Source organism: Paenibacillus sp. URB8-2, from assembly GCF_013393385.1.
Classification (GTDB): domain Bacteria; phylum Bacillota; class Bacilli; order Paenibacillales; family Paenibacillaceae; genus Paenibacillus_AQ.
On record NZ_AP023239.1, the window covers coordinates 162,849 to 184,959 of the forward strand.

21 protein-coding genes and 1 tRNA gene are annotated in these 22,111 nt (G+C 53.0%); 19 read left to right on the forward strand and 3 right to left on the reverse strand.

Features of this window, described 5'->3' with window-relative positions:
- The first annotated feature begins 83 nt into the window (after window positions 1–83).
- Together PUR_RS00820 and trxB are read left to right on the forward strand one after the other, a co-directional pair.
- The gene (locus PUR_RS00820; protein WP_332107928.1) at window positions 84–1,460 is read left to right on the forward strand and encodes a tetratricopeptide repeat protein; all 1,377 of its coding nucleotides are present in this window, start codon (window positions 84–86) and stop codon (window positions 1,458–1,460) included.
- Window positions 1,461–1,550: 90 nt separating this feature from the next.
- Entirely contained in the window at window positions 1,551–2,504 is a 954-nt protein-coding gene (gene trxB / locus PUR_RS00825; protein ID WP_179033607.1) for a thioredoxin-disulfide reductase, read from the forward strand.
- Window positions 2,505–2,596: 92 nt separating this feature from the next.
- Here the strand turns inward: trxB and PUR_RS00830 are convergent, their stop codons facing one another.
- On the reverse strand, window positions 2,597–4,444 hold the full coding sequence (locus PUR_RS00830) for an ABC transporter substrate-binding protein (protein WP_179033608.1): 1,848 nt from the start codon (window positions 4,442–4,444) through the stop codon (window positions 2,597–2,599).
- A gap of 136 nt (window positions 4,445–4,580) precedes the next feature.
- Between PUR_RS00830 and PUR_RS00835 the strand changes: the two genes are divergently transcribed.
- From PUR_RS00835 to PUR_RS00880, 10 genes are all read left to right on the forward strand, one after another.
- Window positions 4,581–4,757: a hypothetical protein gene (locus tag PUR_RS00835; RefSeq protein ID WP_179033609.1), complete on the forward strand. Its 177-nt coding sequence runs from the start codon at window positions 4,581–4,583 to the stop codon at window positions 4,755–4,757.
- Window positions 4,758–4,935: 178 nt separating this feature from the next.
- Entirely contained in the window at window positions 4,936–5,733 is a 798-nt protein-coding gene (locus PUR_RS00840) for a DUF438 domain-containing protein (protein WP_179033610.1), read from the forward strand.
- A gap of 234 nt (window positions 5,734–5,967) precedes the next feature.
- Complete coding sequence (locus PUR_RS00845; RefSeq protein WP_179033611.1) at window positions 5,968–6,918, forward strand: ROK family glucokinase; 951 nt, start codon at window positions 5,968–5,970, stop codon at window positions 6,916–6,918.
- A 44-nt stretch (window positions 6,919–6,962) separates the two neighbouring features.
- Entirely contained in the window at window positions 6,963–7,862 is a 900-nt protein-coding gene (gene rapZ / locus PUR_RS00850; RefSeq protein ID WP_179033612.1) for an RNase adapter RapZ, read from the forward strand.
- A gap of 58 nt (window positions 7,863–7,920) precedes the next feature.
- Window positions 7,921–8,862: a gluconeogenesis factor YvcK family protein gene (locus PUR_RS00855; protein WP_232101843.1), complete on the forward strand. Its 942-nt coding sequence runs from the start codon at window positions 7,921–7,923 to the stop codon at window positions 8,860–8,862.
- A gap of 5 nt (window positions 8,863–8,867) precedes the next feature.
- Window positions 8,868–9,797 (forward strand): DNA-binding protein WhiA, encoded by a 930-nt coding sequence (whiA, locus tag PUR_RS00860; RefSeq protein WP_179037689.1) that lies wholly within the window; start codon window positions 8,868–8,870, stop codon window positions 9,795–9,797.
- Window positions 9,798–9,894: 97 nt separating this feature from the next.
- Window positions 9,895–10,164: an HPr family phosphocarrier protein gene (locus PUR_RS00865; protein WP_025332700.1), complete on the forward strand. Its 270-nt coding sequence runs from the start codon at window positions 9,895–9,897 to the stop codon at window positions 10,162–10,164.
- Window positions 10,165–10,315: 151 nt separating this feature from the next.
- A complete protein-coding gene (locus tag PUR_RS00870; protein WP_179033614.1) occupies window positions 10,316–11,071 on the forward strand; it encodes an SIMPL domain-containing protein in 756 nt (251 codons plus the stop codon).
- 151 nt (window positions 11,072–11,222) lie between these two features.
- Window positions 11,223–12,314, forward strand: a complete 1,092-nt coding sequence (locus tag PUR_RS00875; protein WP_179033615.1) for a PdaC/SigV domain-containing protein — start codon at window positions 11,223–11,225, stop codon at window positions 12,312–12,314.
- Window positions 12,315–12,407: 93 nt separating this feature from the next.
- Entirely contained in the window at window positions 12,408–13,049 is a 642-nt protein-coding gene (locus tag PUR_RS00880) for a GDSL-type esterase/lipase family protein (protein WP_179033616.1), read from the forward strand.
- Between the two features lie 74 nt (window positions 13,050–13,123).
- Here PUR_RS00880 and clpP read toward each other — a convergent pair whose 3' ends face one another.
- Window positions 13,124–13,720, reverse strand: coding sequence for an ATP-dependent Clp endopeptidase proteolytic subunit ClpP (gene clpP, locus PUR_RS00885; RefSeq protein ID WP_179033617.1), 597 nt, complete (start codon window positions 13,718–13,720; stop codon window positions 13,124–13,126).
- Window positions 13,721–13,909: 189 nt separating this feature from the next.
- Window positions 13,910–13,984, reverse strand: a tRNA-Arg gene (locus PUR_RS00890).
- Between the two features lie 261 nt (window positions 13,985–14,245).
- On the opposite strand from PUR_RS00890, the gene PUR_RS00895 reads away from it, so the two are divergent.
- From PUR_RS00895 to secG, 7 genes are all read left to right on the forward strand, one after another.
- The gene (locus PUR_RS00895; RefSeq protein WP_179033618.1) at window positions 14,246–15,322 is read left to right on the forward strand and encodes a sugar-binding transcriptional regulator; all 1,077 of its coding nucleotides are present in this window, start codon (window positions 14,246–14,248) and stop codon (window positions 15,320–15,322) included.
- Between the two features lie 91 nt (window positions 15,323–15,413).
- Window positions 15,414–16,424: a type I glyceraldehyde-3-phosphate dehydrogenase gene (gene gap, locus PUR_RS00900; protein ID WP_124696107.1), complete on the forward strand. Its 1,011-nt coding sequence runs from the start codon at window positions 15,414–15,416 to the stop codon at window positions 16,422–16,424.
- Between the two features lie 235 nt (window positions 16,425–16,659).
- Window positions 16,660–17,841, forward strand: coding sequence for a phosphoglycerate kinase (locus PUR_RS00905; RefSeq protein ID WP_179033619.1), 1,182 nt, complete (start codon window positions 16,660–16,662; stop codon window positions 17,839–17,841).
- A 27-nt stretch (window positions 17,842–17,868) separates the two neighbouring features.
- On the forward strand, window positions 17,869–18,624 hold the full coding sequence (tpiA, locus tag PUR_RS00910; protein WP_179033620.1) for a triose-phosphate isomerase: 756 nt from the start codon (window positions 17,869–17,871) through the stop codon (window positions 18,622–18,624).
- Window positions 18,624–20,168, forward strand: a complete 1,545-nt coding sequence (gpmI, locus tag PUR_RS00915) for a 2,3-bisphosphoglycerate-independent phosphoglycerate mutase (protein WP_179033621.1) — start codon at window positions 18,624–18,626, stop codon at window positions 20,166–20,168. The genes tpiA and gpmI overlap by 1 nt, the downstream gene beginning before the upstream one ends.
- Before the next feature lie 75 nt (window positions 20,169–20,243).
- On the forward strand, window positions 20,244–21,530 hold the full coding sequence (gene eno / locus PUR_RS00920) for a phosphopyruvate hydratase (RefSeq protein WP_179033622.1): 1,287 nt from the start codon (window positions 20,244–20,246) through the stop codon (window positions 21,528–21,530).
- Between the two features lie 226 nt (window positions 21,531–21,756).
- Entirely contained in the window at window positions 21,757–21,990 is a 234-nt protein-coding gene (gene secG, locus PUR_RS00925) for a preprotein translocase subunit SecG (protein WP_124696112.1), read from the forward strand.
- The last annotated feature ends 121 nt before the right edge of the window (window positions 21,991–22,111 follow it).

The following is a 22,111-nucleotide window of genomic DNA, read 5'->3' on the forward strand; positions in this document are numbered from 1 at the left end:
AGAATCGCTCGGGCATGGGCGCGTCTTCTGTTAACATGTTTAAGAGAGGGTTAGGGAGCTTACAAGGGAGGTGCCTTGCTTCCATGATAGAAAAGACTTCAGAGCCGGTCGGCCGGAATGTGATTTCCGTTGCTCTGAGCGCCAATTTTTTCTTTGAAAGAGCCGTGCGTTCGCTCGATCGCTTTCAATATGAGAAAGCATTGAAAAATTTCCGCAAAGCGGTTGAATATGAACCGGAAAATCCGGTTAATCATTGCAATATGGCGGGTATACTGTCGGAGATGGGAAATTATGAAGCGTCCAACGCTATTTTGGCCCATGTTCTGGAAAAAGTGGACCCATCGATGACGGAGTGCCATTTTTATATGGCTAACAACTTTGCCAACATGGAAAACTTTGAAGAAGCCGAACGTTCGTTGGTGACGTATCTCGAGGAGGATGCTAACGGCGAGTTTCTTGCCGAATCGGATGAACTGCTGGAGCTGCTTCATTACGAGCTCGACCGGCCCGCTCCGCTTCACCGGATTCGCAGCAGAGAAGGGGCGGTCGAGCACGACCGGGCCCGCAGCCTGCTGGAAGAAGGGAAATTTCCGGAGGCGGTGCGCCTGCTGGAAGAGATCATCGAAGGCACGCCCGATTTTTTGGCAGCGCGTAATAATTTGGCTCTGGCCTATTTTTATTTGGGGCGGTTCGGCAAAGCCAAAGAGTGTATCGCGCAGGTGCTGGAGCACGAGCCGGGAAACTTGCACGCGCTCTGCAATATGGCAATTTTTCTGCAGTATGAAGGGGACCGGGAAACGCTGGACGCGCTGCTGCGCATGCTAGAGGTTACTGTTCCGTTTCACCGGGAGCATGTCTTCAAGCTTGCGACAACAATGGGGATTCTGGGACGGCACAGAATCGCGTACGGCCATTTCCGCCGTCTGTTGAAAGACGAGGAGATCGGCGGCGACGCCGGCCTCTATCATTACTGCGCGGCCGCGGCCTGCAACAGCGGACTGCTGCGGGAGGCGGAGCGCTGCTGGCGGCAGGCCGCCAAGCTCGATCCGGAGTCGGCGGTGCCCCGGTTCTTCCTGAACCTGCTGCATCAATCCGCAGCGGAAGGGGCGGCTCTGCCGCCCGTCAGCTATAATTACCAGCTTCCTTTTCAGGAGCAGCTCAAGCAGTGGAAGGCCAATAGAGGCAGCTTTGCCGAGCAGGTTCGGGTCAACCCGCTGCTGCGGTCGTCCTTCTTCTGGGCGCTGCGCTACGGAGATGCCAGCCTGAAGCGGCAGGTCACCGAGGCGCTCAGCTGGATCGGCGACGAAGAGATGGTCCAGGCGCTTAAGGAACTGCTGAGCGAGCCGTTGCAAGGCGCCAAGCAGGAGGAAGCTGGTCTGCTCCGTCTGCATAAGCTTATCGGCATGGAGCCGGAGAAGGAGCCGCGCCCGGAAGGGAAAGAGCGGCTTCCGCGCGGCTAAAGTCATTAAGATTCGAGGCATAATAGGGATAACCAGCTTGGCATATCAGCCAAATCTATAATAATCCGTTTTGCGAGGAGGTCACTTAAGATGTATAAATCGATTGTAATCGGAACCGGCCCGGCCGGTCTAACCGCCGCCATTTATCTGGCGCGCGCGAATTTGAGCCCGCTGGTCATTGAAGGCTTGCAGCCGGGCGGACAGTTGACAACGACGACGGAAGTGGAGAACTTCCCCGGATTTCCGGAAGGCATTCTTGGTCCGGATCTTATGGACAACATGCGCAAGCAGGCGGAACGCTTCGGAGCCGAGTTCAAGAACGGCTGGGTAGAATCGGTCGATTTCTCGCAGCGGCCCTTTAAAGTGAATGTGGATGGGCTCGGTGTGCTGGAAGCGGAAACGGTTATTATCTCGACGGGCGCTTCGGCCAAGTACCTGGGTATCCCGGGAGAGCAGGATAATGTAGGACGCGGAGTCAGCACCTGCGCCACCTGCGACGGTTTCTTCTTCCGCGGGAAGAAGATCATTGTGGTCGGCGGCGGCGACTCCGCGATGGAGGAAGCGAGCTTCCTGACACGGTTCGCAAGCAACGTCACGCTGGTGCATCGCCGCGAGGAGCTGCGGGCGTCCAAGATTATGCAGGACCGGGCGAAGGAAAACAGCAAAATTTCGTGGGCGCTGGGCCGCACTCCATTGGAAGTCGTGACGGGCGAGACCGGAGTGAAGGGACTGCTTGTCCGCAACAACGAAACCAGTGCCGAAGAACTGATTGAAGTCGACGGCGTCTTTGTGGCGATCGGCCATACGCCGAACACCGCTTTTCTCGGCGGCCAGATTACGACCGACGCCAACGGCTATATCGTCGTCCGTCCGGGCACGACCGAGACGAATATCCCCGGCGTGTTCGCCTGCGGCGATGTTCAGGATACCCGGTATCGTCAGGCCATCTCTGCGGCGGGTTCGGGATGTATGGCGGCGATGGACGCCGAGAAGTATCTTGAAGGCGCGATGGTACACGACTGGAGCGAGACGCTGGATAAATAAGTGGCCAGGGTGCTTTCATCCTGGTATACAACAGGCTTCCCTATTCAACGGGAAGCCTCTTTTTTTGCCGGGCGCTCATCGTGCGGCAAAGTCTATTTGTTCTCGCGCGAATGCGGCTGGAACCAGACGGTGCGGAAGTCGAGCCACCCGCAGGAATTCAGATTGATTCCCTGAATCGAAGAATGGAGCCTTGTGTTGCTTTTCTTGTGCAGCAGAAACAGTACGCTGTAGGACTGGTGCAGCAGATCCTCCAGTTCATGGAGCCTCCGCCAGCGGCTGTTCCGGTCGGGGTCGGATAGTACGGCCAGAGCGGAAGCTTTTACCGTCTCCAGCATGCCGCCCTCCAAGGCGGAAGGGAAGAATCCTTTCTGCAGGTATAATTCCAGCTCATTAAACTCGTCGTCGCCGAGAGCAATCTCATACAGCTGGCAATCATCCTCCGGCGAAAAGCCCGGACCGCCCATATCCCCAGCTTTGCGCACTTGAATCTCCATGCGGATGCCGAAATCCCGGCAGCGCCGCTGAATCCACTGCGCGTCGGCGACATGGCTGCTGCGGGTCGCCAGCCGGACCGTTTCTCCCCGGTAGCCGCCCTGCTCCAATAGACGATAAATATCCGCTTCCTCCGGCGCCGGCTCCATTCGTTCGTGCGGGTCTTCGGCTATGCCCTGCTGAGTGCGGAATCCGAGCGCCGGATAAATCCGGTTCTCGCCGAGGTCCGCAATCATCTGCCTGCGGTCAATGATCAGATACATCGCCCGGCGGAAGGCGAGGCTCTTTTGGGGCCCTTCCTTGCGGCGGTTAAAGACCAGCATGCTGCAACCCGGCGAAACGGTCTCCACCTCGCGCCATTCGGCGTCCGGGCCGGCGCTTTTTCTCATATACCCATTGTACATATTCTGTTCTGTGCAGGAGGCGCCGGACCAATCCGGCTCTTTCAGCAGACCTGAATCCTGTTCGGACATAAAGAAGATCTCGACTCGGTCGATATGCGGCCTGCCCCGGAAATGGGAGGAGAAAGCCTCCAATATACATACGCTCTCATCATAACGCGTCAACTTGAACGATCCGGTTCCCAAAGGCTGTTTCATAAAGGCCGGTTCGTCCGCCCCGCACAGGTCTGCGGGAAGAATGGACGACGCTTTGACGGAAAGGACGTGCAGGAAGAGGTAATTGGGCTCTTTGAGCCGGATACGGACCGTCCTGCGGTCCAGCATATGGATATCCTCGATCCCCGCGAACAACCAGCTATGCTCGTATAGATCCGGGTTCAGCCGCAGCCGGTTGAAGGAGTAGATGACGTCCTCTGCCGTTACCTCCCTGCCGTGGTGGAAGCTGACGCCTTTTCTCAGATGGATGATCCATTCGCTGCAGTCCGGCGAGCTTTCCCAAAAGTGGGCGATGGAAGGCCGAAAGGTTTCGGTGGTCGGGTCGTACTCAACTAGCGTATCGAAAATATGCCCGATAATATGCGAGTCGAAGGCAAAATAGATCGAAGCGGGATCAAGCGTCACAATGAAGCGCTGCACGGGGAACCGGAGTATATCCAGCATTGTGTCGGTAACCAGGGTCCGGGTAAAGCCCATTCCGCCCGAGAGCCATTCCAGAAACCGGTCTTTGACCTGCGCGGACTCGCCGAAACGGTCGATCAGTTCAAGCGCTCCTTTGACATCGCCTTTATTCGTTTGGATTGTGGCTTCCTCAAGCAGGATATCTTGCGCGTCGGCCAGAAAAGCGAGCATGGAGGAATTCCCCCGGCCAAGCCCCGGCTGCCAGCTGATCCATCCGAGATCCGACAGCTTGCGGAGGACCATTTTAACGTTGCGCGGCGTGCAGTGCCATATGTCGGTCAGCGCTTGAATCGTGGTTGGAAAGGGAGTGTTCAGCTCCCGGTCAACGTAGGACGATCTCAGCTCAAAAAATTGCAGAGCGGCCAGCAAAGGCATACCCCCTTTGGTCAGTGGAAAAGGTGAAGCAGATAATTTGGATTATACCCTTTTTACCCCTTTTGGAAAAGGTATACTAAAAGTAACATCCGGATGTAAGTATCTGGCAAAGAAAGGGGCGGGATCACCTATGATTCATCCTGTAATCGCGGAAATGCTGATGGAGAAGGACCGGCTTAAGCTTGAATCTCTGGCGGACGGACATTGGAGAAGGCAGGAGGCCGAGAACGGCAGGAGCAGGCCGATGCGGCGCGTAACAGGGGCTCTTTGGTCCTTGGCTTTTAAAAGAATGCGCAGAATGTTGTGACGCGACTGGAAAGGCCGGTCCAACCTGTGACCCACATCATAAAATATGCTGTTCCCCCTATGATACAATGAGAATAATTCTCAATTAGGACAACGAGCTGTGCGGCAGGTTCCGCTCAAAACGGTCTGCGGCATAGAAGACGGACAGCACATTTTTTCGAAAAAAGGGGAGAGAACGCATGAGCAAACAGATTAGCCGGCCTGTAACGGAAGTCTCGCAGGAAAGCCGCCGCCGGGAAATGCTGAAAGAGGTTATCGAGGATCTGCATGCGGGCAAGTCGGTGGACGAGGTGAAGGCGAGGTTCGAGGAAGCGGTGGCCGGAATTAACGTGTTCGAGATCGCGGCCATGGAGAATGCGCTGATTAAGGAAGATGGAGTTCCTGCGGTTGAAATTCGGCGTCTATGCGCCGTGCATGAAGCCGTTTTTCAGGGTACAGTCCAGGAGATTCACCGTTTTTCGAAGCCTGAGGATCAGCCGGGGCATCCTGTACACACATTCAAGCGGGAAAACCGGGATGTCGAGCGTCTCGTCAATTTTAAGCTGAAGCTTCACGCGAACAAGTTCCAAAAGAACGACAGCCCTGAGAATGCCCGTAAGCTGCTGGATGATCTCGCTCTGCTGTTTGATCTCGACAAGCACTACCGGCGCAAGGAGGATTTGCTGTTTCCTTATTTGAAGAAGCACGGAGCCTATGGGACGTCCTCCGTCATGTGGGGCGCCGATGACGCTATCCGCAGCATGATCAAGGACGCCAGAACCATGCTTATGCCTTATAGAGGCCGCAAAACAGAGGTTGGCGAAGTGCTGTCCCGAATGAATCGGGAAGTCAACGAAATGATCTATAAGGAAGAGCAGGTTCTTCTTCCGGCGGCGCTTGAGATACTAACGGAAAAGGAATGGCTTGGCATTGCCAAGGCAAGCGCCGAAATCGGCTACTGTATGTCGGTGCCGGAGGAGGAATGGGTGCCGGAGTGAACAGCAAATAATAATGAAGAGCGGGCACAGGCCCCGCTGCTCGGAGGGTAGGCTGGCCATCTGCCGCAAGGCGGGTGGTTTTTCTGCACTCTTTTTCCTTTTTATACAACTTTCGGACTTTGGCGGTCGCCTCCGACCCGGGTGTGCCGCCTTTCCTTGACCGCAGGGAACGCTTCTATTATAGTGGGTAACGTGGGATTTACTATTTTAGTTTAGAAGAAGGTGGCTTGTTACATGTCGGAAAATATCTACGTAGGCGTGGATTTGGGCGGAACCGCAATTAAGGTGGGCATTTGCAATGACGAAGGTCATTTGCTTCACACCTATGAAGGGCCTACTGGAACCCAGGACGGTGTCGATACCGTCATTGACAACATCGAAAAGTACGTGCGTCAAATTGTCGCTGATTCACCTTATGAATGGGATCAGCTTGTCGGTGTTGGAGCGGGAGTAGCCGGTTTCACGAACATTCGTGAAGGCATTATCATTCTTGCGCCTAACATAGGATTCAGAGACGTGCCGATTCGTTCCATTTTGGAAGATCGCTTGAACAAGCCCGTCAAAATAGACAATGATGCCAATGTGGCGGCGCTTGGCGAAGCTTGGAGCGGTGCCGGGCGGGGCATCGAGAACTGCGTATGCTATACGCTGGGGACCGGCGTCGGCGGCGGCATTATTATAAACGGTAAAATTTATCAAGGATTCTCCGGCCTTGCCGGCGAGCTCGGCCATATTTCCGTGGTTCCTGATCTGGAAGCGATTCAGTGCGGCTGCGGGAAGATGGGCTGTTTGGAAACCGTTTCCTCGGCGACAGGCATCATTCGTATGGCGACCGACGCGGTAGCGCGGGGCGACCGCACAACGCTTGCGGCGGAGGAAAAAATCGCCGCCAAGGAAGTATTCGATGCGGCCAAAGCCGGGGACGAAGTGGCGCTGCGTATCATAAACCGGGCCGCATTTTACCTCGGCAAGTCGATGGCGGCGGTCGCTGCCGTGCTGAATCCCGAGGTGTTCATCATCGGCGGCGGCGTATCCAAGGCCGGTGAAATCCTGTTTGAGGAAATTCGCCGAGTGTACGCGCAATTGGCGCCCGATCCGCTTCAAAAGGACGTAAAAATTATCCCCGCGCTCCTCGGAAACGATGCGGGTATTGTCGGAGCGGCCGGCCTTCTGCTGCGTTCTTAGGAAACTGAAATAATTCATACACTAATTCTAGGGAGGGAAGCTTAATGACCGAAGAGGAGAATATTCCGTCGGCTGCGGACACCCTGATCATTATTACCGGAATGTCGGGAGCGGGCAAGACCATCGCCGTGCAGAGCCTCGAAGATCTTGGATTTTTCTGCGTCGATAATCTTCCGCCCGTCCTGATCCCCAAATTCGCGGAGCTGATTGAGCAGTCCAAAGGGAAAATCGCGAAAGTGGCGCTCGTCATTGACCTGCGGGGCCGCGAGTTTTTCACCGCCCTGTCGGAATCGTTGCATTTGATCAAGGATCATTTTACGATCGGCTGCGAGATTCTGTTTCTGGACGCCACCGATTCCGTACTGGTGCAGCGCTACAAAGAAAGCCGGCGTCGTCATCCGCTTGCTCCGAAGGGCATGCCGCTCGACGGTATCCGGCTGGAGCGCAATATGCTGGAGGAGCTTAAGAATTCGGCCACGCAGGTTATTGATACGAGCAGTATGAAGCCTGCCCAGCTCAAGGAGAAGATTGTCTCCCGTTACTCCCATTTGGGGAAAAGCACGCTTTCCGTCAATATCACTTCTTTCGGCTTCAAATACGGCATTCCAATCGACGCGGATCTTGTGTTTGACGTCCGCTTTTTGCCTAATCCGCACTATGTGGACCACCTTCGGCCCCACACGGGACAAGACAGCGATGTATATGATTATGTAATGAAGTGGCCCGAGACGCAGGCATTTCTGACGAAGCTGCTCGATATGCTGCATTTTCTGATTCCCCAATACCGCAAGGAAGGCAAGGCCCAGATCATCATCGGCATCGGCTGCACCGGCGGAAAGCACCGCTCTGTGGCCATTTCCGAATATTTGGGTAAAATGCTGGGGGTAAGCGAGACGGAAACCGTATCGGTCAGCCACCGGGATGCCGAACGCGACAGGCATTAAGGAGAGAAGGGATCTAATCGTGGCTGAACAACCGGGACAGCGTCCGCGAATCGTCGTCATGGGCGGCGGCACCGGCCTGTCCGTTATGCTTCGCGGCTTGAAAGAAAAGCCGCTGGATATTACCGCAATCGTAACGGTGGCCGATGACGGCGGTAGCTCCGGCATCCTGCGCAGCGAGCTGCAAATGCCGCCGCCGGGCGATATCCGCAACGTATTGACGGCGATGGCCGATGTCGAGCCGCTGATGGCCGACATTATGAAGTACCGCTTCAGCAGCGGAGAGGGCCTTGCCGGGCACAGTCTCGGCAATCTGATTTTGGCCGCGCTTACCGATATATCCGGCGATTTCGTCACCGCCGTCCGGGAACTGAGCCGGGTCTTCGCCGTGAGGGGGCGGGTGCTGCCGGCCGCCGGCGAAGCGGTGGTGCTGAGTGCGGAGATGGAGGATGGCACGGTCGTAAAGGGAGAATCCAAGATTCCAGAAGCCGGGGGCAAAATCAAGCGGGTCTTTCTGGACCCGCCCGATGTCGAGCCGCTGCCGGAGGCGCTGGAGGCGATCCGGTCCGCCGATGCCATTCTGCTCGGTCCCGGCAGCCTGTACACCAGCATTTTGCCGAATCTGCTTGTGCCGAAGCTGGCGGAGGCGGTTGTAGCCTCTAACGCGGTCAAGATGTTCATCTGCAACGTGATGACCCAACCGGGGGAAACGGATAACTATACGGTAAGCGACCATTTGCAGGCCGTGTACGATCATATCGGAATGCATTTGTTCGATTATGTCATCGTTAATAATGGCGAGATTCCGCCCGAAGTGCAGCGCAAATACGCTGAACAAGGGGCGCGTCCAGTCGGACTGGACACGAAAGCCATAGATGATCAGCGCTATAAGCTTATTGCCGACAAACTGGTTTTATTCCGCACCTATTTGCGGCATGATACGGATAAGCTGAGCCATCATATTTATCAACTGGTTCAGGATTGGATAACACGAAAGAGGTGAGAACCTTGTCTTTTGCGGCGCTAACCAAAAAAGAACTGACGATGGTCGAGAGCGGCCCCTGCTGCGAGAAAGCGGAGATGTCCGCGCTGATCCGGATGAACGGATCGGTGCAGCTTTCAAGCAAAAGGATCGTCCTCGACATCTCAACAGAGAATGCCGCGATTGCAAGGCGGATTTATTCCTTGCTTAAGAAATATTACCAGGTTCATACCGAGCTTCTCGTGCGTAAAAAAATGCGTTTGAAGAAAAATAACGTCTATATCGTCCGAATCCCCGCCCGTGTGGAGGAAATTCTGAACGACCTCAGAATCGTCTCGGAGGGCTTCATGTTTACGGACGGCATTGACGACAGCATTGTCCACAAGAACTGCTGCAAACGCGCGTACCTGCGCGGCGCTTTTATGGCGGGAGGCTCGGTGAACAATCCCGAAGGTTCGTCATACCATCTGGAGATCGCCTCCATGTATGAGGAGCACTGCAAGGCGCTGGTTGAGCTGGCGGGGGAGTTTCATCTTAACGCCCGCTGCATCGAGCGCAAGAAGGGATTCATCCTCTACATCAAGGAAGGCGAGAAGATCATCGAGTTCCTGAACCTGATCGGCGCCCATCAGGCCTTGTTCAAATTCGAGGATGTGCGCATTATGCGCGACATGCGAAACTCCGTCAATCGGATTGTGAACTGCGAGACCGCCAATCTCAACAAGACGATCAGCGCGGCGGTGCGCCAGATTGAGAACATCAAGTTTCTGGAGAAGGAAATGGGACTCGAGAATCTGCCCGACAAGCTGCGTGAAGTGGCGGAGGTCCGGCTGGCCCATCCCGATATCAATCTGAAGGAAGTCGGTGAAATGCTGAAAGGAAGCGTCAGCAAATCCGGCGTCAACCATCGACTGCGCAAGATCGACGAGTTGGCGGAGAAGCTTCGAGGCGAATGATTATTTTCTTCTAGTGTCGTTTAGGTTATAATGATATAATATGATAAAATTTACTGTGAAATTTTTGGGCACATCTTAATTAGGGGGTAAGCGTTTCATGACAAAGCACCCGGTAGTCGTCCGGTTGAAGACGGGGCTCCATGCTCGGCCGGCAGCATTGTTCGTGCAGGAAGCCAACAAGTTCTCATCTGAGATTTTCGTCGAAAAAGACGATAAAAAAGTTAACGCCAAAAGCATTATGGGGATTATGAGCCTTGCGATCAGCTCCGGCACGGAGATTTATATCAGCGCGGAAGGCGCGGATGCCGATCAGGCCGTAACCGCGTTGACGAGCCTTGTCAGCAAGGAAGAGCTGGAGAATCAATAACAGTATCCGCAGCACAGCCCTATTTATGGTATGACCAAAAAGCCCTTTGAGGGCTTTTTTTATTTTTGTCCCCGTGCAACATTTGCCAGGCCTTCTCGTCTAGTAGGTACAATCGTTAGTCACGCAAATCCAATAAAGGAGGATGGCAAAAATGAAGGGATGGATCAAGTCGGTCCTGACAGTATTCGTTGCAGGAAGCTTAATGGTGGGAGGAGTTGCGCTCAGCGGTGGATTAAAGCAGCCGGAGAAGGCTTACGCCGAAGAGGCGCAGAAGAATATCGTCAGTGTCGTGGGCAAAGGAGAACTGTCGATGAAGCCGGATATCGTCTATCTGTCGATCGGAGTCGATACTTCGGCGAAAACCGCCCAGGAAGCCCAGAAGTCCAATGGGGCAAAAATTCAAAAATTGACAGCGCTGCTCAAGAATACATGGGGTATTAGTGATAAAGATATTCAAACCAGCGAGTTCTTCGTACAGCCGAACTATACGTACAACGATAAGGAAGGCCAGCAAGTGAAAGGCTATAACGCGCATCATGTTTTGCAGGTTGCATACCGCGATCTGACCAAGGTGGGCTCGCTGCTCGATGCGGCTTCCGAGGCGGGCGCCAACAATATCGGCAATGCCCGTTTTGCGGTGGAAGACACTTCGGCCTTCGAGGCGCAGGTGATTGAGAAGGCGATGGCCAACGCCGACGTGAAAGCGGCCGCGATTGCCAAAGCCGCCAAGAGAACGCTTGGACAGGTGCTGACCGTCAGCCAGAACGATGGGGGCGCGGGCCCGATATTATATGAACAGAACGCCAAAATGATGTACGGCGCCGCCGATAGCGCCGCCAGTACCGCAGTCCAGCCGGGAGAAGTGAAGATTACGACTCAGCTTAGCGTCATGTATCAATTAAACTAGCAGGGCGGAGTATCCAATAGACAGACATAGAGAGGCTTTTGTCGCATGCTTGGGGGCGGAAAGGCCTCTTTGCTGTCGCGCTGCCATCTATATAATGGAAAGTGTGGGCAACGAAATCACATAAATGGGAGCGGAAAAGGAGAATTATACCATGAACAAGACGAACAAGCTTGTACGCACATGGGGAGCTGGAATGATTGCGGCCGGGCTGCTGCTGGGTGGGACGGTGTTTCCTGCAGCAACGGGTGAAGCGGCGCCGGTTAAGGCTAAGGCTGATTATTCTCGGGTTGCCTTGAAGTTCAATGGAACCCTTACTTCGCAGCAGGGCATTTTCCGGGAGGGAAAGATATGGATCCCTGTAACTTTTCTTAAAAATACACTGGGTTTGCCGATCACCTATGACAAGGCGGAGAATAGCTATACCCTCGGACAGGGAATCCGCCAGGCCAAGCTGATGGTTTCCGAATATGGAATCTCTCTTGCGGTTAACGGCTACTTTATCAACGAGTATGAGGGCCGCAACTTTAAAAACCGTCTTTACGTTCCATTTGGTCTGCTCAGTGATTATTTGGGCTACCTTGGAGACTTTAGCGCTTCCTCCGGCAGATTGAATGTAATGCACCGGCCGCTGAACAAACTGACGGTAACGACGGAGACGTATACCAAGGAGGCCGATGGAGCAACGATCCAACTGGATTACCCGCAGATTTCGGGACTTGCGGAAGCCTCTGCGCAGAAGAGCATTAACGATACTCTAAAACAAGCTGCTATGAGCTTTGCCGCCGGTGCCGACACGGCGATAGCTGAAAAAAGCGAACAGGACCGTCCGTATGAATTCGACTCGAAATACGTGGTAACCTACAACCAGGACGGCGTCCTGAGCCTGGTCATGAGCCAGTACGGCTACACCGGAGGCGCTCACGGAATGACATTGCGCCAAGCCTTCACTTTCTCGCTTAAGGACGGCAAGCGTCTGCTTCTGGGCGACTTGTTTGGAGCCAATCCGAACTACAAAAAGCTTTTGAACGAGAAGGTCGGCAGGCTGTTAAAGGCAGACGAAGGCTATTTTGGCGGTTTTAACGGCCTGAATACCGAGAAATACTTTTATCTTAAAGACGGCCGGGTAGTACTCTTCTTTCAATTATATGAATATACCCCGTATGCCGAAGGCTTTCCGGAGTTCACTTTCGCCTTTAAAGAACTGCTGCCGGACGGAAGCAGTCCGTTCGCCGGTTTAAAATAGTTTTTTGACACTGGATATTCTCCCGTTACGAGTACGGCTTGCCGTTCATATGCTGAATGGTGACCGAGCCATATAGCGGGGAGGGAGAATGTCATGGTATACAACTATACGGCGATCGGCGATTCGCTGACGACCGGCTTCGGAGCGATGCCGGGCAACGGCTTTGTTCCTGTGTACCGGCGGATGTCTGAGATTTCGCTCCGTACTTTTGTCGCCTATACGAACCTTGGAATCAACGGCTTGACTACAGCCGAACTGGAGAAGCTTGTTAGTTATAACCCGCAGTTTCGCCAATCACTTCGAGAGGCGGATCTTATCACGATTTCGATCGGGGGCAATGATCTGATCCATGCCGCCAAGGCCGGGGGACAGTCTAATTCGCCGTCTTCTGTTTATCAAAATGCCCTGAAAGAATCCCGGAGGCATTTTGCCGGCATCATGGGACAGATTCACCATGCGAAGGCGGGAGCCGGCAAGCCTTATATTATCCGGATTGTCGGATTATACAATCCGTATCCCCGGGTGGCAGAGGCCTCGGGCTGGGTCCGGCAGTTCAACCGCCTAATGGCGCAGTACAATAGCAAGGTATGCGGCTTTGCGGATATTTACGGAGCGTTTGCCGGATACGAGCGGGAATTGCTTTCCATCGACCATCTTCACCCTAATGGAAAAGGATACCGCGTCATTGCGGATCGGCTGCAGTCGATCGGATATGGAAGCCTGAGCCCAAATTGAAGACGTAAAAACCCCCTTTGCCCGTGATCATGGACAAAGGGGGTTTGCGTTTTTATGAAAGTTTAACGGGAGTGTTATGCGCCGATTGATGCCGGTTTTTCGATGACTTTATCGACAAGGCCGTATTCGGCCGCATCCGCTGCACTCATGAAATAGTCGCGATCCGTGTCCTTCTCGATGCGCTCAAGCGGTTGGCCGGTACGTTCCGCCAAAATCTTGTTCAGCTTGTCGCGCATTTTCAGAATGCGGCGGGCGCGAATTTCAATATCCGTAGCTTGTCCTTGGGCTCCTCCCAGCGGTTGGTGAATCATAATCTCGCTGTTCGGCAGCGCGTAGCGTTTGCCCTTCGCTCCGGCGTTGAGCAGGAATGCGCCCATGGAAGCGGCGAGACCGACGCAGATGGTGGATACGTCTGGCTTGATGAACTGCATCGTATCGAAAATCGCCATGCCAGCGGTGATCGATCCGCCTGGACTGTTAATGTACAAGGAAATATCTTTCTCCGGGTCCTCGGCGGCCAGGAAGAGCATTTGTGCGATGATGGAATTGGCTACCACGTCATTAACCTCAGTTCCAAGGAAAATGATGCGGTCCTTCAGCAGGCGGGAATAGATATCATACGCCCGCTCGCCGCGGCTGCTTTGTTCTACGACCATAGGAATGTAACTCACGTGGAAAACCTCCTTGAATTAGATCTTCAAAAATGGATTTCGTACAGCTTCATTTTTTACTGTTACCGTATTACCCACATGATAAACAAATTCAAACAAAAAGTCAAAGAAAGTCAAACTCATCATAAAAAAAAGCGCCATCGCATGGCGCTTGGGTTAAACATTCAAGGTTTGGTTAAAGAAATAATGTGGCGCGCCCGCCAAGAATCGAACTTGGATCTCAGGCTTCGGAGGCCTACGTCATATCCATTGGACCACGGGCGCAACAGAAATTATTATAATATAAAATTCGGAGCATTGCAACTCCCGATTCATTTTATAGGTCAACAGCACCGATTCTCCGCGAAAACAATGCGAATGTCCATGCATAAGAAGAAAAGAGGTTGTGAATTCTAGTTTCGGAGCCCTTGCGCTCAGGGCAATATTTGGGTAGAATAATTGGTGGGACTTAAAAAGTTAACCCGGGACGTTTTAAGACCATAGAGAAGGGGAAGAAGTGAAAGACGAAGTTGCAGGAGTGAAAGCATGCGTAACTTATTGGAAATCCAAAAGCAGCTTCTGCCTGACCTCATGGAAACCCTCAAAAGACGGTATACGATTCTTCATCAGATCCTGTTGTCGGATATTATCGGCCGCAGAACGCTCGCCGCTTCGCTTGATATGACTGAGCGGGTGCTTCGTGCGGAAACGGACCTTCTGAAGTCGCAGGGGCTCATCGAGATCGAGAGTGTTGGCATGCGGATCAGCGATGCCGGACGGAAACTGCTTGACTTGCTCGAGCCTGTGGCCAAAAGCTTGTTTGGCCTTGATGATCTGGAAGAGAAAATTCGTTCGACTTACGGTTTGAAGAAGGTTGTCGTGGTGCCGGGCGATTGTGAAGCTTCGCCCTTTACCAAGAGAGAGCTTGGGAGAGCCGGAGCCAGAGCGCTGCTGAGCGTGCTGCGCACCGACGACACGATTGCTGTCACAGGCGGCTCGACGCTGTCCGAATTGGCGGAGCAGATGACCGCTCCAATGTCCTTGTCTTACCGGGACGCTTTGATCGTTCCAGCAAGAGGCGGACTAGGAGAAAGCGTTGAATTTCAGGCGAATACCATCGCTTCGACGATGGCCAAGCGGATAGGAGCGCATTACCGGCTGCTGCATGTGCCCGACTTGCTCAGCGAGGATGCCTATCAGTCGCTGGCTCACGAACCGAACATTTCGGAAATTGTACAGATTATCCGCCGTTCGAGAATTATTGTGCATGGAATCGGAGATGCTGTGGAAATGACCCGCCGCCGAAGACTGGACGACGAGACCGTCAGCAAGATCAAGAGCGCGGGCGCCGTTGCCGAATCCTTCGGTCACTACTTTAACGAGCAGGGCAAGGTGGTCCATTCCATGTTGACCATGGGACTCCGCCTTGAGGATATCATTCGGACGGAGATCGTCATCGGCATAGCCGGAGGCAAGCGGAAAGCCAAAGCCATTCACGCCGTGCTGCGGTTCGGCCAAGAGAACATACTCGTCATAGATGAAGCCGCAGCGGCCGAAATCGTCAGGGAAATTGACGAATATAACGCCGCATCCGAGCAGATTCCGCATTACGGCGAGCATTAGCATTTATTATGCTTTATACTTAAACCTGTTGTCTTGATAAGCCTAAGGCTTGTCTTGAATAAATAAAACGAAATTTAGGAGGAACTATTCAATGACTGTAAAAGTAGGTATTAACGGATTTGGACGTATTGGCCGCCTCGCATTCCGCCGGATTCAAGACGTGGAAGGTATCGAAGTGGTAGCAATCAATGACCTGACTGATGCCAAGATGCTGGCGCACTTGTTGAAATATGATACAACTCAAGGCAAATTCCAAGGCGAAGTTGAAGTTCATGACGGATTCTTCAAAGTGAACGGCCAAGAAGTTAAGGTTCTGGCTAACCGCAACCCTGAAGAACTGCCTTGGGGCGACCTGGGCGTAGATATCGTTCTGGAGTGCACAGGCTTCTTCACTTCCAAAGAAAAAGCTGAGCTTCACCTGAAAGGCGGAGCGAAAAAAGTCGTTATCTCCGCACCTGCTACAGGCGAAATGAAGACTGTTGTATACAACGTTAACCACGACGTTCTTGACGGTTCCGAAACCGTTATTTCCGGCGCATCCTGCACAACGAACTGCCTGGCTCCTATGGCCAAAGTTCTGAACGATAAGTTCGGTGTTGTTGAAGGCCTGATGACTACAATCCATGCTTACACCGGCGACCAAAACACGCTGGACGCTCCGCATAGCAAAGGCGACTTCAGACGCGCCCGCGCAGCTGCCGAGAACATTATCCCTAACACCACTGGTGCTGCAAAAGCAATCGGCCTGGTTATTCCTGCGCTGAAAGGCAAACTCGACGGTGCTGCTCAACGCGTACCGGTACCTACAGGTTCCCTGACAGAGCTGGTTACTGTTCTGGAAAAGAACGTAACGGTAGACGAAATTAATGCGGCAATGAAAGAAGCTTCCGATCCGGAAACTTACGGCTACACGGAAGACGAAATCGTATCCTCCGACATCAAAGGCCTGACTTTCGGTTCCCTGTTCGACGCTACGCAAACTAAAGTTCTGTCCGTTGGCGACAAGCAGCTCGTTAAGACTGTAGCTTGGTACGACAACGAAATGTCCTACACTGCTCAGCTCGTTCGTACGCTGGAACACTTCGCAAAACTGACTAAATAATTTAAAGATTTTAAATAGCATCATCCATAGAGCGGAAACAGCAGTTTATTGTTTCCGCTCTTTTCCGAAATACAAGACAATCGCAGCATATTTCGCCTAATCGTATGTTATAGTTCTTTCGGAAAAACGGATGCCGTCCTTTAGAAGGTCGCAGCCGTTTCTTCTTGATGCAAACTCTATGCGGTGCCCCTGTATTCCAAGAGTGGAACAATTCCGGGTGTGGAGGTTAAAAGTCATGAGCAAAAAAAGTGTCCGTGATGTAGAAGTAACAGGTAAACGCGTATTTGTCCGCGTGGATTTCAACGTGCCGCTGGAAGATGGCAAAATCACCGACGACACGCGTATCCGCGAGACGCTGCCGACGATCAAATATTTGATCGAAAATGGAGCTAAAATCATTCTGGCGAGCCATATGGGCCGTCCTAAAGGCCAATTCGTCGATTCCATGCGTCTGACTCCGGCTGCCGAGCGTCTGTCCGTGCTTCTGGGCAAACCGGTTGCCAAAGCTGACGAAGCGGTTGGCGAAGCGGTAAAAGCGAAAATCGCCGAATTGAATGAGGGCGACGTTCTCGTGCTTGAGAATGTCCGTTTCTACCCGGGTGAAGAGAAGAACGATCCGGAGCTTGCGAAGCAGTTCTCCGAACTGGCCGATCTGTTCGTTAACGACGCATTCGGCGCGGCGCACCGTGCGCATGCTTCGACCGAAGGTATCGCCCATTATCTGCCGGCCGTATCTGGACTTCTGATGGAGAAGGAATTGAACGTACTGGGCAAAGCCTTGTCCAATCCGGAGCGTCCTTTCACCGCGATTATCGGCGGTTCGAAGGTTAAAGACAAGATCGACGTTATCGACAACCTGCTGACGCTGGCAGACAACGTGCTGATCGGCGGCGGGCTGTCTTATACTTTCACCAAAGCTCAAGGACACGAAGTCGGAAAATCCTTGCTCGATGAAGAAAAAATCGATACCGCACTTGGCTTTATTGAAAAAGCAAAGAAGCTCGGCAAGAACTTTCTGCTGCCGGTTGACGCTGTTGTGGCCGACAAATTTGGTGCCGACGCAAACACGAAGACCGTAGACATTTCTGAAATTCCTGCAGACTGGATGGGTCTGGATATCGGTCCGAAGACCGCCGCAATGTATGCAGATGTAATCAAGAACTCCAAGCTGGTCGTTTGGAACGGACCGATGGGCGTATTTGAAATCGATATTTTCGCAGAAGGCACGAAAGCAGTTGCTGAAGCCTGCGCGAAAACCGAAGGCTACACCGTTATCGGCGGCGGCGACTCCGCAGCTGCGGCTGAGAAGTTCAAGCTGGCCGATCAAATGGACCATATCTCCACCGGAGGCGGCGCATCGCTTGAATTCATGGAAGGCAAGGCTCTTCCTGGTGTAGTGGCGCTGAACGACAAGTAAGACGTATAAAGGGAGGCAAGCTTTGCTATGAGTAGAACACCAATCATTGCTGGCAACTGGAAGATGTTCAAGACGGTTCCGGAAGCCGAAAGCTTTTTCGCCGAGGTTAAAGGCCAGGCGGAAGTAGAAGGCGTAGAAACGGTAATCTGCGCTCCATTCACCAATTTGCCAGCTCTGACGAAAGCGGCTCAAGGCACGAGCATCAAGATCGGCGCCCAGAATCTGCATTTCGAGGATAATGGTGCTTACACGGGTGAAATCAGCGGCGTTATGCTGAAGGATCTCGGCGTAGACTATGTCATTCTCGGCCACTCCGAGCGCCGCGCTTACTTCGGTGAAACGGACGAAATCGTGAACAAGAAGATGCATGCGGCATTCCGCCACGGCATTACTCCAATCGTATGCGTAGGCGAGAAGCTCGAAGAGCGTGAAGCCGACCAAACGAAGGAAGTCTGCAAAGTACAAACCGAAGGCGCGTTCCAAGGTCTTAGTGCGGAGCAGGCAGCCCAAACCGTTATCGCCTATGAGCCAATCTGGGCTATCGGTACCGGCAAATCCTCCACTTCGGCGGATGCCAATGAGGTTATTGCTTACATCCGCAGCCTGATCAAGGATCTTTATGATGAAGCAACCGCCGAAGTTATCCGTATCCAGTACGGCGGCAGCGTGAAGCCGGAGAACGTTACCGAATATATGGGCCAAAGCGACATTGACGGCGCTCTCGTCGGCGGTGCAAGTCTGCAGCCTGCTTCCTTCATCCAGTTGGTTGAGGGGGCGAAGTAATGTCTGCACCTAGACCGGTAGCACTGATTATTATGGACGGTTTCGGTCTGCGTAACACGGCGGAAGGCAACGCCGTCGCACAGGCCAACAAGCCTAACTACGACCGCTACCTGAAGCAATACCCTAACACGACGCTTACCGCCTGCGGCGAAGCCGTAGGACTTCCGGAAGGTCAAATGGGCAACTCCGAAGTGGGACACCTTAACATCGGCGCAGGCCGGATTGTATACCAGGATCTGACCCGCATCGATAAGTCCATTCGCGACGGAGAGTTTTTTGAGAATGAAACGCTGGTGGAAGCGGTAAAACACGCCAAATCGACCGGCAAAAAGCTGCATCTGTACGCGCTGGTATCCGACGGAGGGGTACACAGCCATATCAATCACTTGTTCGCCATGCTTGAGCTTGCCAAGAAGGAAGAGTTGAACGACGTGTTCATCCACGCCTTCATGGACGGTCGCGACGTCCCGCCGGACAGCGGCCAGAAGTTCGTTCAATCACTTATTGCGAAGATTGAAGAAGTAGGGGTAGGCAAAATCGCTACGGTATCCGGACGTTACTTCGCAATGGACCGCGACAAACGCTGGGATCGGGTAGAAAAGGCTTACCGCGCCATGGTTTACGGCGAAGGACCGAAATTTACGGACGCATTGCAGGCGATCACAGCTTCGTACCAGAATTCCGTGTATGATGAGTTCGTTGAGCCTTGCGTGATCGTGGACGAAGAAGGCAAACCGGTAACGACTGTGGAAAGCGGCGATTCCGTCGTATTCCTGAACTTCCGTCCGGACCGTGCCATTCAGCTGTCCCAAGTATTTACGAACGCGGATTTCCGCGGCTTTGATCGGGGCCTATTGTTCCCGCAAAATCTTCATTTCGTCTGCTTGACCACGTTCAGCGAAACCGTTCAGGGATATGTCGCCTACAAACCGAAGAATCTGGACAACACACTTGGCGAAGTGCTGGTTCAGAACAACAAGAAGCAGCTGCGCATTGCGGAGACCGAGAAGTATCCGCACGTAACGTTCTTCTTCAGCGGCGGACGCGACGTCGAACTGCCGGGAGAGACCCGTGTTTTGATCAACTCCCCGAAGGTGGCAACGTACGACCTGCAGCCGGAAATGAGCGCCTACGAGGTCGCTGCCGCTTGTGTGGCTGAGATTGAAGCAGACAAACATGATGCCATTATCCTGAACTTCGCCAATCCCGACATGGTTGGGCACTCCGGCATGCTGGAGCCGACGATTAAGGCGGTTGAAGTGACGGACGAATGTGTAGGCAAAGTAGTCGAGGCCGTTCGTGCCAAAGGCGGCGTGACGATCATTATTGCCGACCACGGCAATGCTGATATGGTATTCGACGAAGAAGGCCGTCCGTTTACGGCGCATACGACCAACCCGGTTCCGTTTATCGTGACGGATGAGAATGTGGTTCTTCGCGATCACGGCATTCTCGCGGATGTGGCGCCGACGATTCTGGACCTGATGGGCCTTCCGCAGCCTGCGGAAATGACCGGACAATCCATGATTGCCAGCCGCAAGTAATACGGACAAGACTTTACGATGTACTGCAAGGCTTTATCAAGACTAAATCTTTGTTAAAAAGGAGATTGAATTGACATGACCATTATTTCCGACGTTTATGCACGCGAGGTACTTGACTCCCGCGGCAATCCTACTGTTGAGGTTGACGTTTACCTGGAATCCGGCGCAAAAGGCCGCGCTATCGTTCCTTCCGGCGCTTCCACTGGCGCTCACGAAGCCGTTGAGCTTCGCGACGACGACAAATCCCGTTACCTGGGCAAAGGCGTTCTGAACGCAGTGAAGAACGTTAACGAAATCATCGCTCCTGAAGTTATCGGCATGGACGCTCTGAACCAACTGGGCATCGACAAAGCCATGATCGCTCTGGACGGAACTCACAACAAAGGCAAACTGGGCGCTAACGCCATCCTGGCTGTTTCCATGGCAGTAGCCCGCGCTGCAGCCGCAGCTCTGGACGTGCCTCTGTACACATACCTCGGCGGATTCAACGCTAAGCAGCTTCCGGTTCCGATGATGAACATCGTTAACGGCGGCGCTCATGCCGACAACAACGTTGACGTGCAAGAGTTTATGGTTCTCCCAGTAGGCGCTCCTACTTTCAAAGAAGCTCTGCGTACAGGCGCGGAAATCTTCCACAACCTGAAAACCGTACTGAAAGGCAAAGGCCTGAACACTGCGGTTGGCGACGAAGGCGGCTTCGCTCCTAACTTCACTTCCAACGAAGACGCACTGTCCTCCATCATGGAAGCCATCGAAAAAGCCGGCTACAAACCGGGCGTTGACGTATTCTTGGGCATGGACGTTGCTTCCACTGAGTTCTTCAAAGATGGTAAATACCATCTGGAAGGCGAAGGTAAATCCTTCACTCCTGCGGAATTCGTTGACCTGCTCTCTTCCTGGGTTGACAAATACCCAATCATCACAATCGAAGACGGCTGCTCCGAAGATGACTGGGAAGGTTGGAAACTGCTCACCGAGAAACTGGGCAACAAAATCCAACTGGTTGGCGACGACCTGTTCGTAACCAACACCGAGCGTCTGGGCAAAGGTATCGAAGAAGGCATCGGCAACTCCATCCTGATCAAAGTTAACCAAATTGGTACGCTGACTGAAACATTCGACGCGATCGAATTGGCAAAACGTGCAGGCTACACTGCTGTTATTTCCCACCGTTCCGGTGAGTCCGAAGACAGCACCATCGCCGACATCGCCGTTGCTACCAACGCTGGCCAAATCAAAACAGGCGCACCTTCCCGTACTGACCGTATCGCCAAGTACAACCAATTGCTTCGCATCGAAGACGAACTGGGCGAACTGGCTCAATACAACGGCCTGAAATCCTTCTACAACCTGAAAAGATAATAAGGTTCACTCGAACCTTATGAACGGTTAGGATATAGAGACTGCTTCCCGGTCATTTAATGATCGAGGGGCAGTCTTTTTTCAATAGTGTGCGGCCTGCAACGTGTCTCAGCAATCAATTAAGTTGTATTACTACAGGCTGTATGGTAAAATAAAAACGCTGTTTATGAAACGTGAGTAGTAAATTCACATAGATAGTGATGCTTAGACGTAGGGGGTGGAATGAATGGATATTTTTCTGAAAGTGCTGCTTCTGATTTTTTCTATCGGACTGATTACGGTGGTTCTGCTGCAAAAAGGCAAGAGCGCAGGCCTTGCAGGCGCCATCTCCGGTGGAGCTGAGCATCTGTTTGGCAAGACGAAAGCGCGGGGTATGGACCTGGTGCTGCAGCGTATAACGGTAGGACTGGCGGCGGGATTCTTTATTCTGTCCATTATTGTTGCCGTTGTGGTTGACTAAAATAGACTAATGGAACCTTCGCTCTTTACGATGGAGCGGGGGTTTTTTTGTAGCCGGCTTGAGATATGTAAGAATTGGAAAATGAAACTCTGCAACGTGGCTCCTATTGCCCAGCCAACAT

Excerpts from the sequence above, each read along its gene's own strand:
- PUR_RS00840 (WP_179033610.1), top strand. The coding sequence starts at position 4,936 with ATGAGCAAACAGATTAGCCGGCCTGTAACGGAAGTCTCGCAGGAAAGC.
- gap (WP_124696107.1), top strand. The coding sequence starts at position 15,414 with ATGACTGTAAAAGTAGGTATTAACGGATTTGGACGTATTGGCCGCCTC.
- PUR_RS00895 (WP_179033618.1), top strand. The coding sequence starts at position 14,246 with ATGCGTAACTTATTGGAAATCCAAAAGCAGCTTCTGCCTGACCTCATG.
- gpmI (WP_179033621.1), top strand. The coding sequence starts at position 18,624 with ATGTCTGCACCTAGACCGGTAGCACTGATTATTATGGACGGTTTCGGT.
- secG (WP_124696112.1), top strand. The coding sequence starts at position 21,757 with ATGGATATTTTTCTGAAAGTGCTGCTTCTGATTTTTTCTATCGGACTG.
- rapZ (WP_179033612.1), top strand. The coding sequence starts at position 6,963 with ATGACCGAAGAGGAGAATATTCCGTCGGCTGCGGACACCCTGATCATT.
- tpiA (WP_179033620.1), top strand. The coding sequence starts at position 17,869 with ATGAGTAGAACACCAATCATTGCTGGCAACTGGAAGATGTTCAAGACG.
- PUR_RS00880 (WP_179033616.1), top strand. The coding sequence starts at position 12,408 with ATGGTATACAACTATACGGCGATCGGCGATTCGCTGACGACCGGCTTC.
- PUR_RS00870 (WP_179033614.1), top strand. The coding sequence starts at position 10,316 with ATGAAGGGATGGATCAAGTCGGTCCTGACAGTATTCGTTGCAGGAAGC.
- PUR_RS00835 (WP_179033609.1), top strand. The coding sequence starts at position 4,581 with ATGATTCATCCTGTAATCGCGGAAATGCTGATGGAGAAGGACCGGCTT.
- PUR_RS00905 (WP_179033619.1), top strand. The coding sequence starts at position 16,660 with ATGAGCAAAAAAAGTGTCCGTGATGTAGAAGTAACAGGTAAACGCGTA.
- PUR_RS00855 (WP_232101843.1), top strand. The coding sequence starts at position 7,921 with ATGGGCGGCGGCACCGGCCTGTCCGTTATGCTTCGCGGCTTGAAAGAA.
- PUR_RS00865 (WP_025332700.1), top strand. The coding sequence starts at position 9,895 with ATGACAAAGCACCCGGTAGTCGTCCGGTTGAAGACGGGGCTCCATGCT.
- PUR_RS00875 (WP_179033615.1), top strand. The coding sequence starts at position 11,223 with ATGAACAAGACGAACAAGCTTGTACGCACATGGGGAGCTGGAATGATT.
- PUR_RS00845 (WP_179033611.1), top strand. The coding sequence starts at position 5,968 with ATGTCGGAAAATATCTACGTAGGCGTGGATTTGGGCGGAACCGCAATT.
- PUR_RS00820 (WP_332107928.1), top strand. The coding sequence starts at position 84 with ATGATAGAAAAGACTTCAGAGCCGGTCGGCCGGAATGTGATTTCCGTT.
- eno (WP_179033622.1), top strand. The coding sequence starts at position 20,244 with ATGACCATTATTTCCGACGTTTATGCACGCGAGGTACTTGACTCCCGC.
- trxB (WP_179033607.1), top strand. The coding sequence starts at position 1,551 with ATGTATAAATCGATTGTAATCGGAACCGGCCCGGCCGGTCTAACCGCC.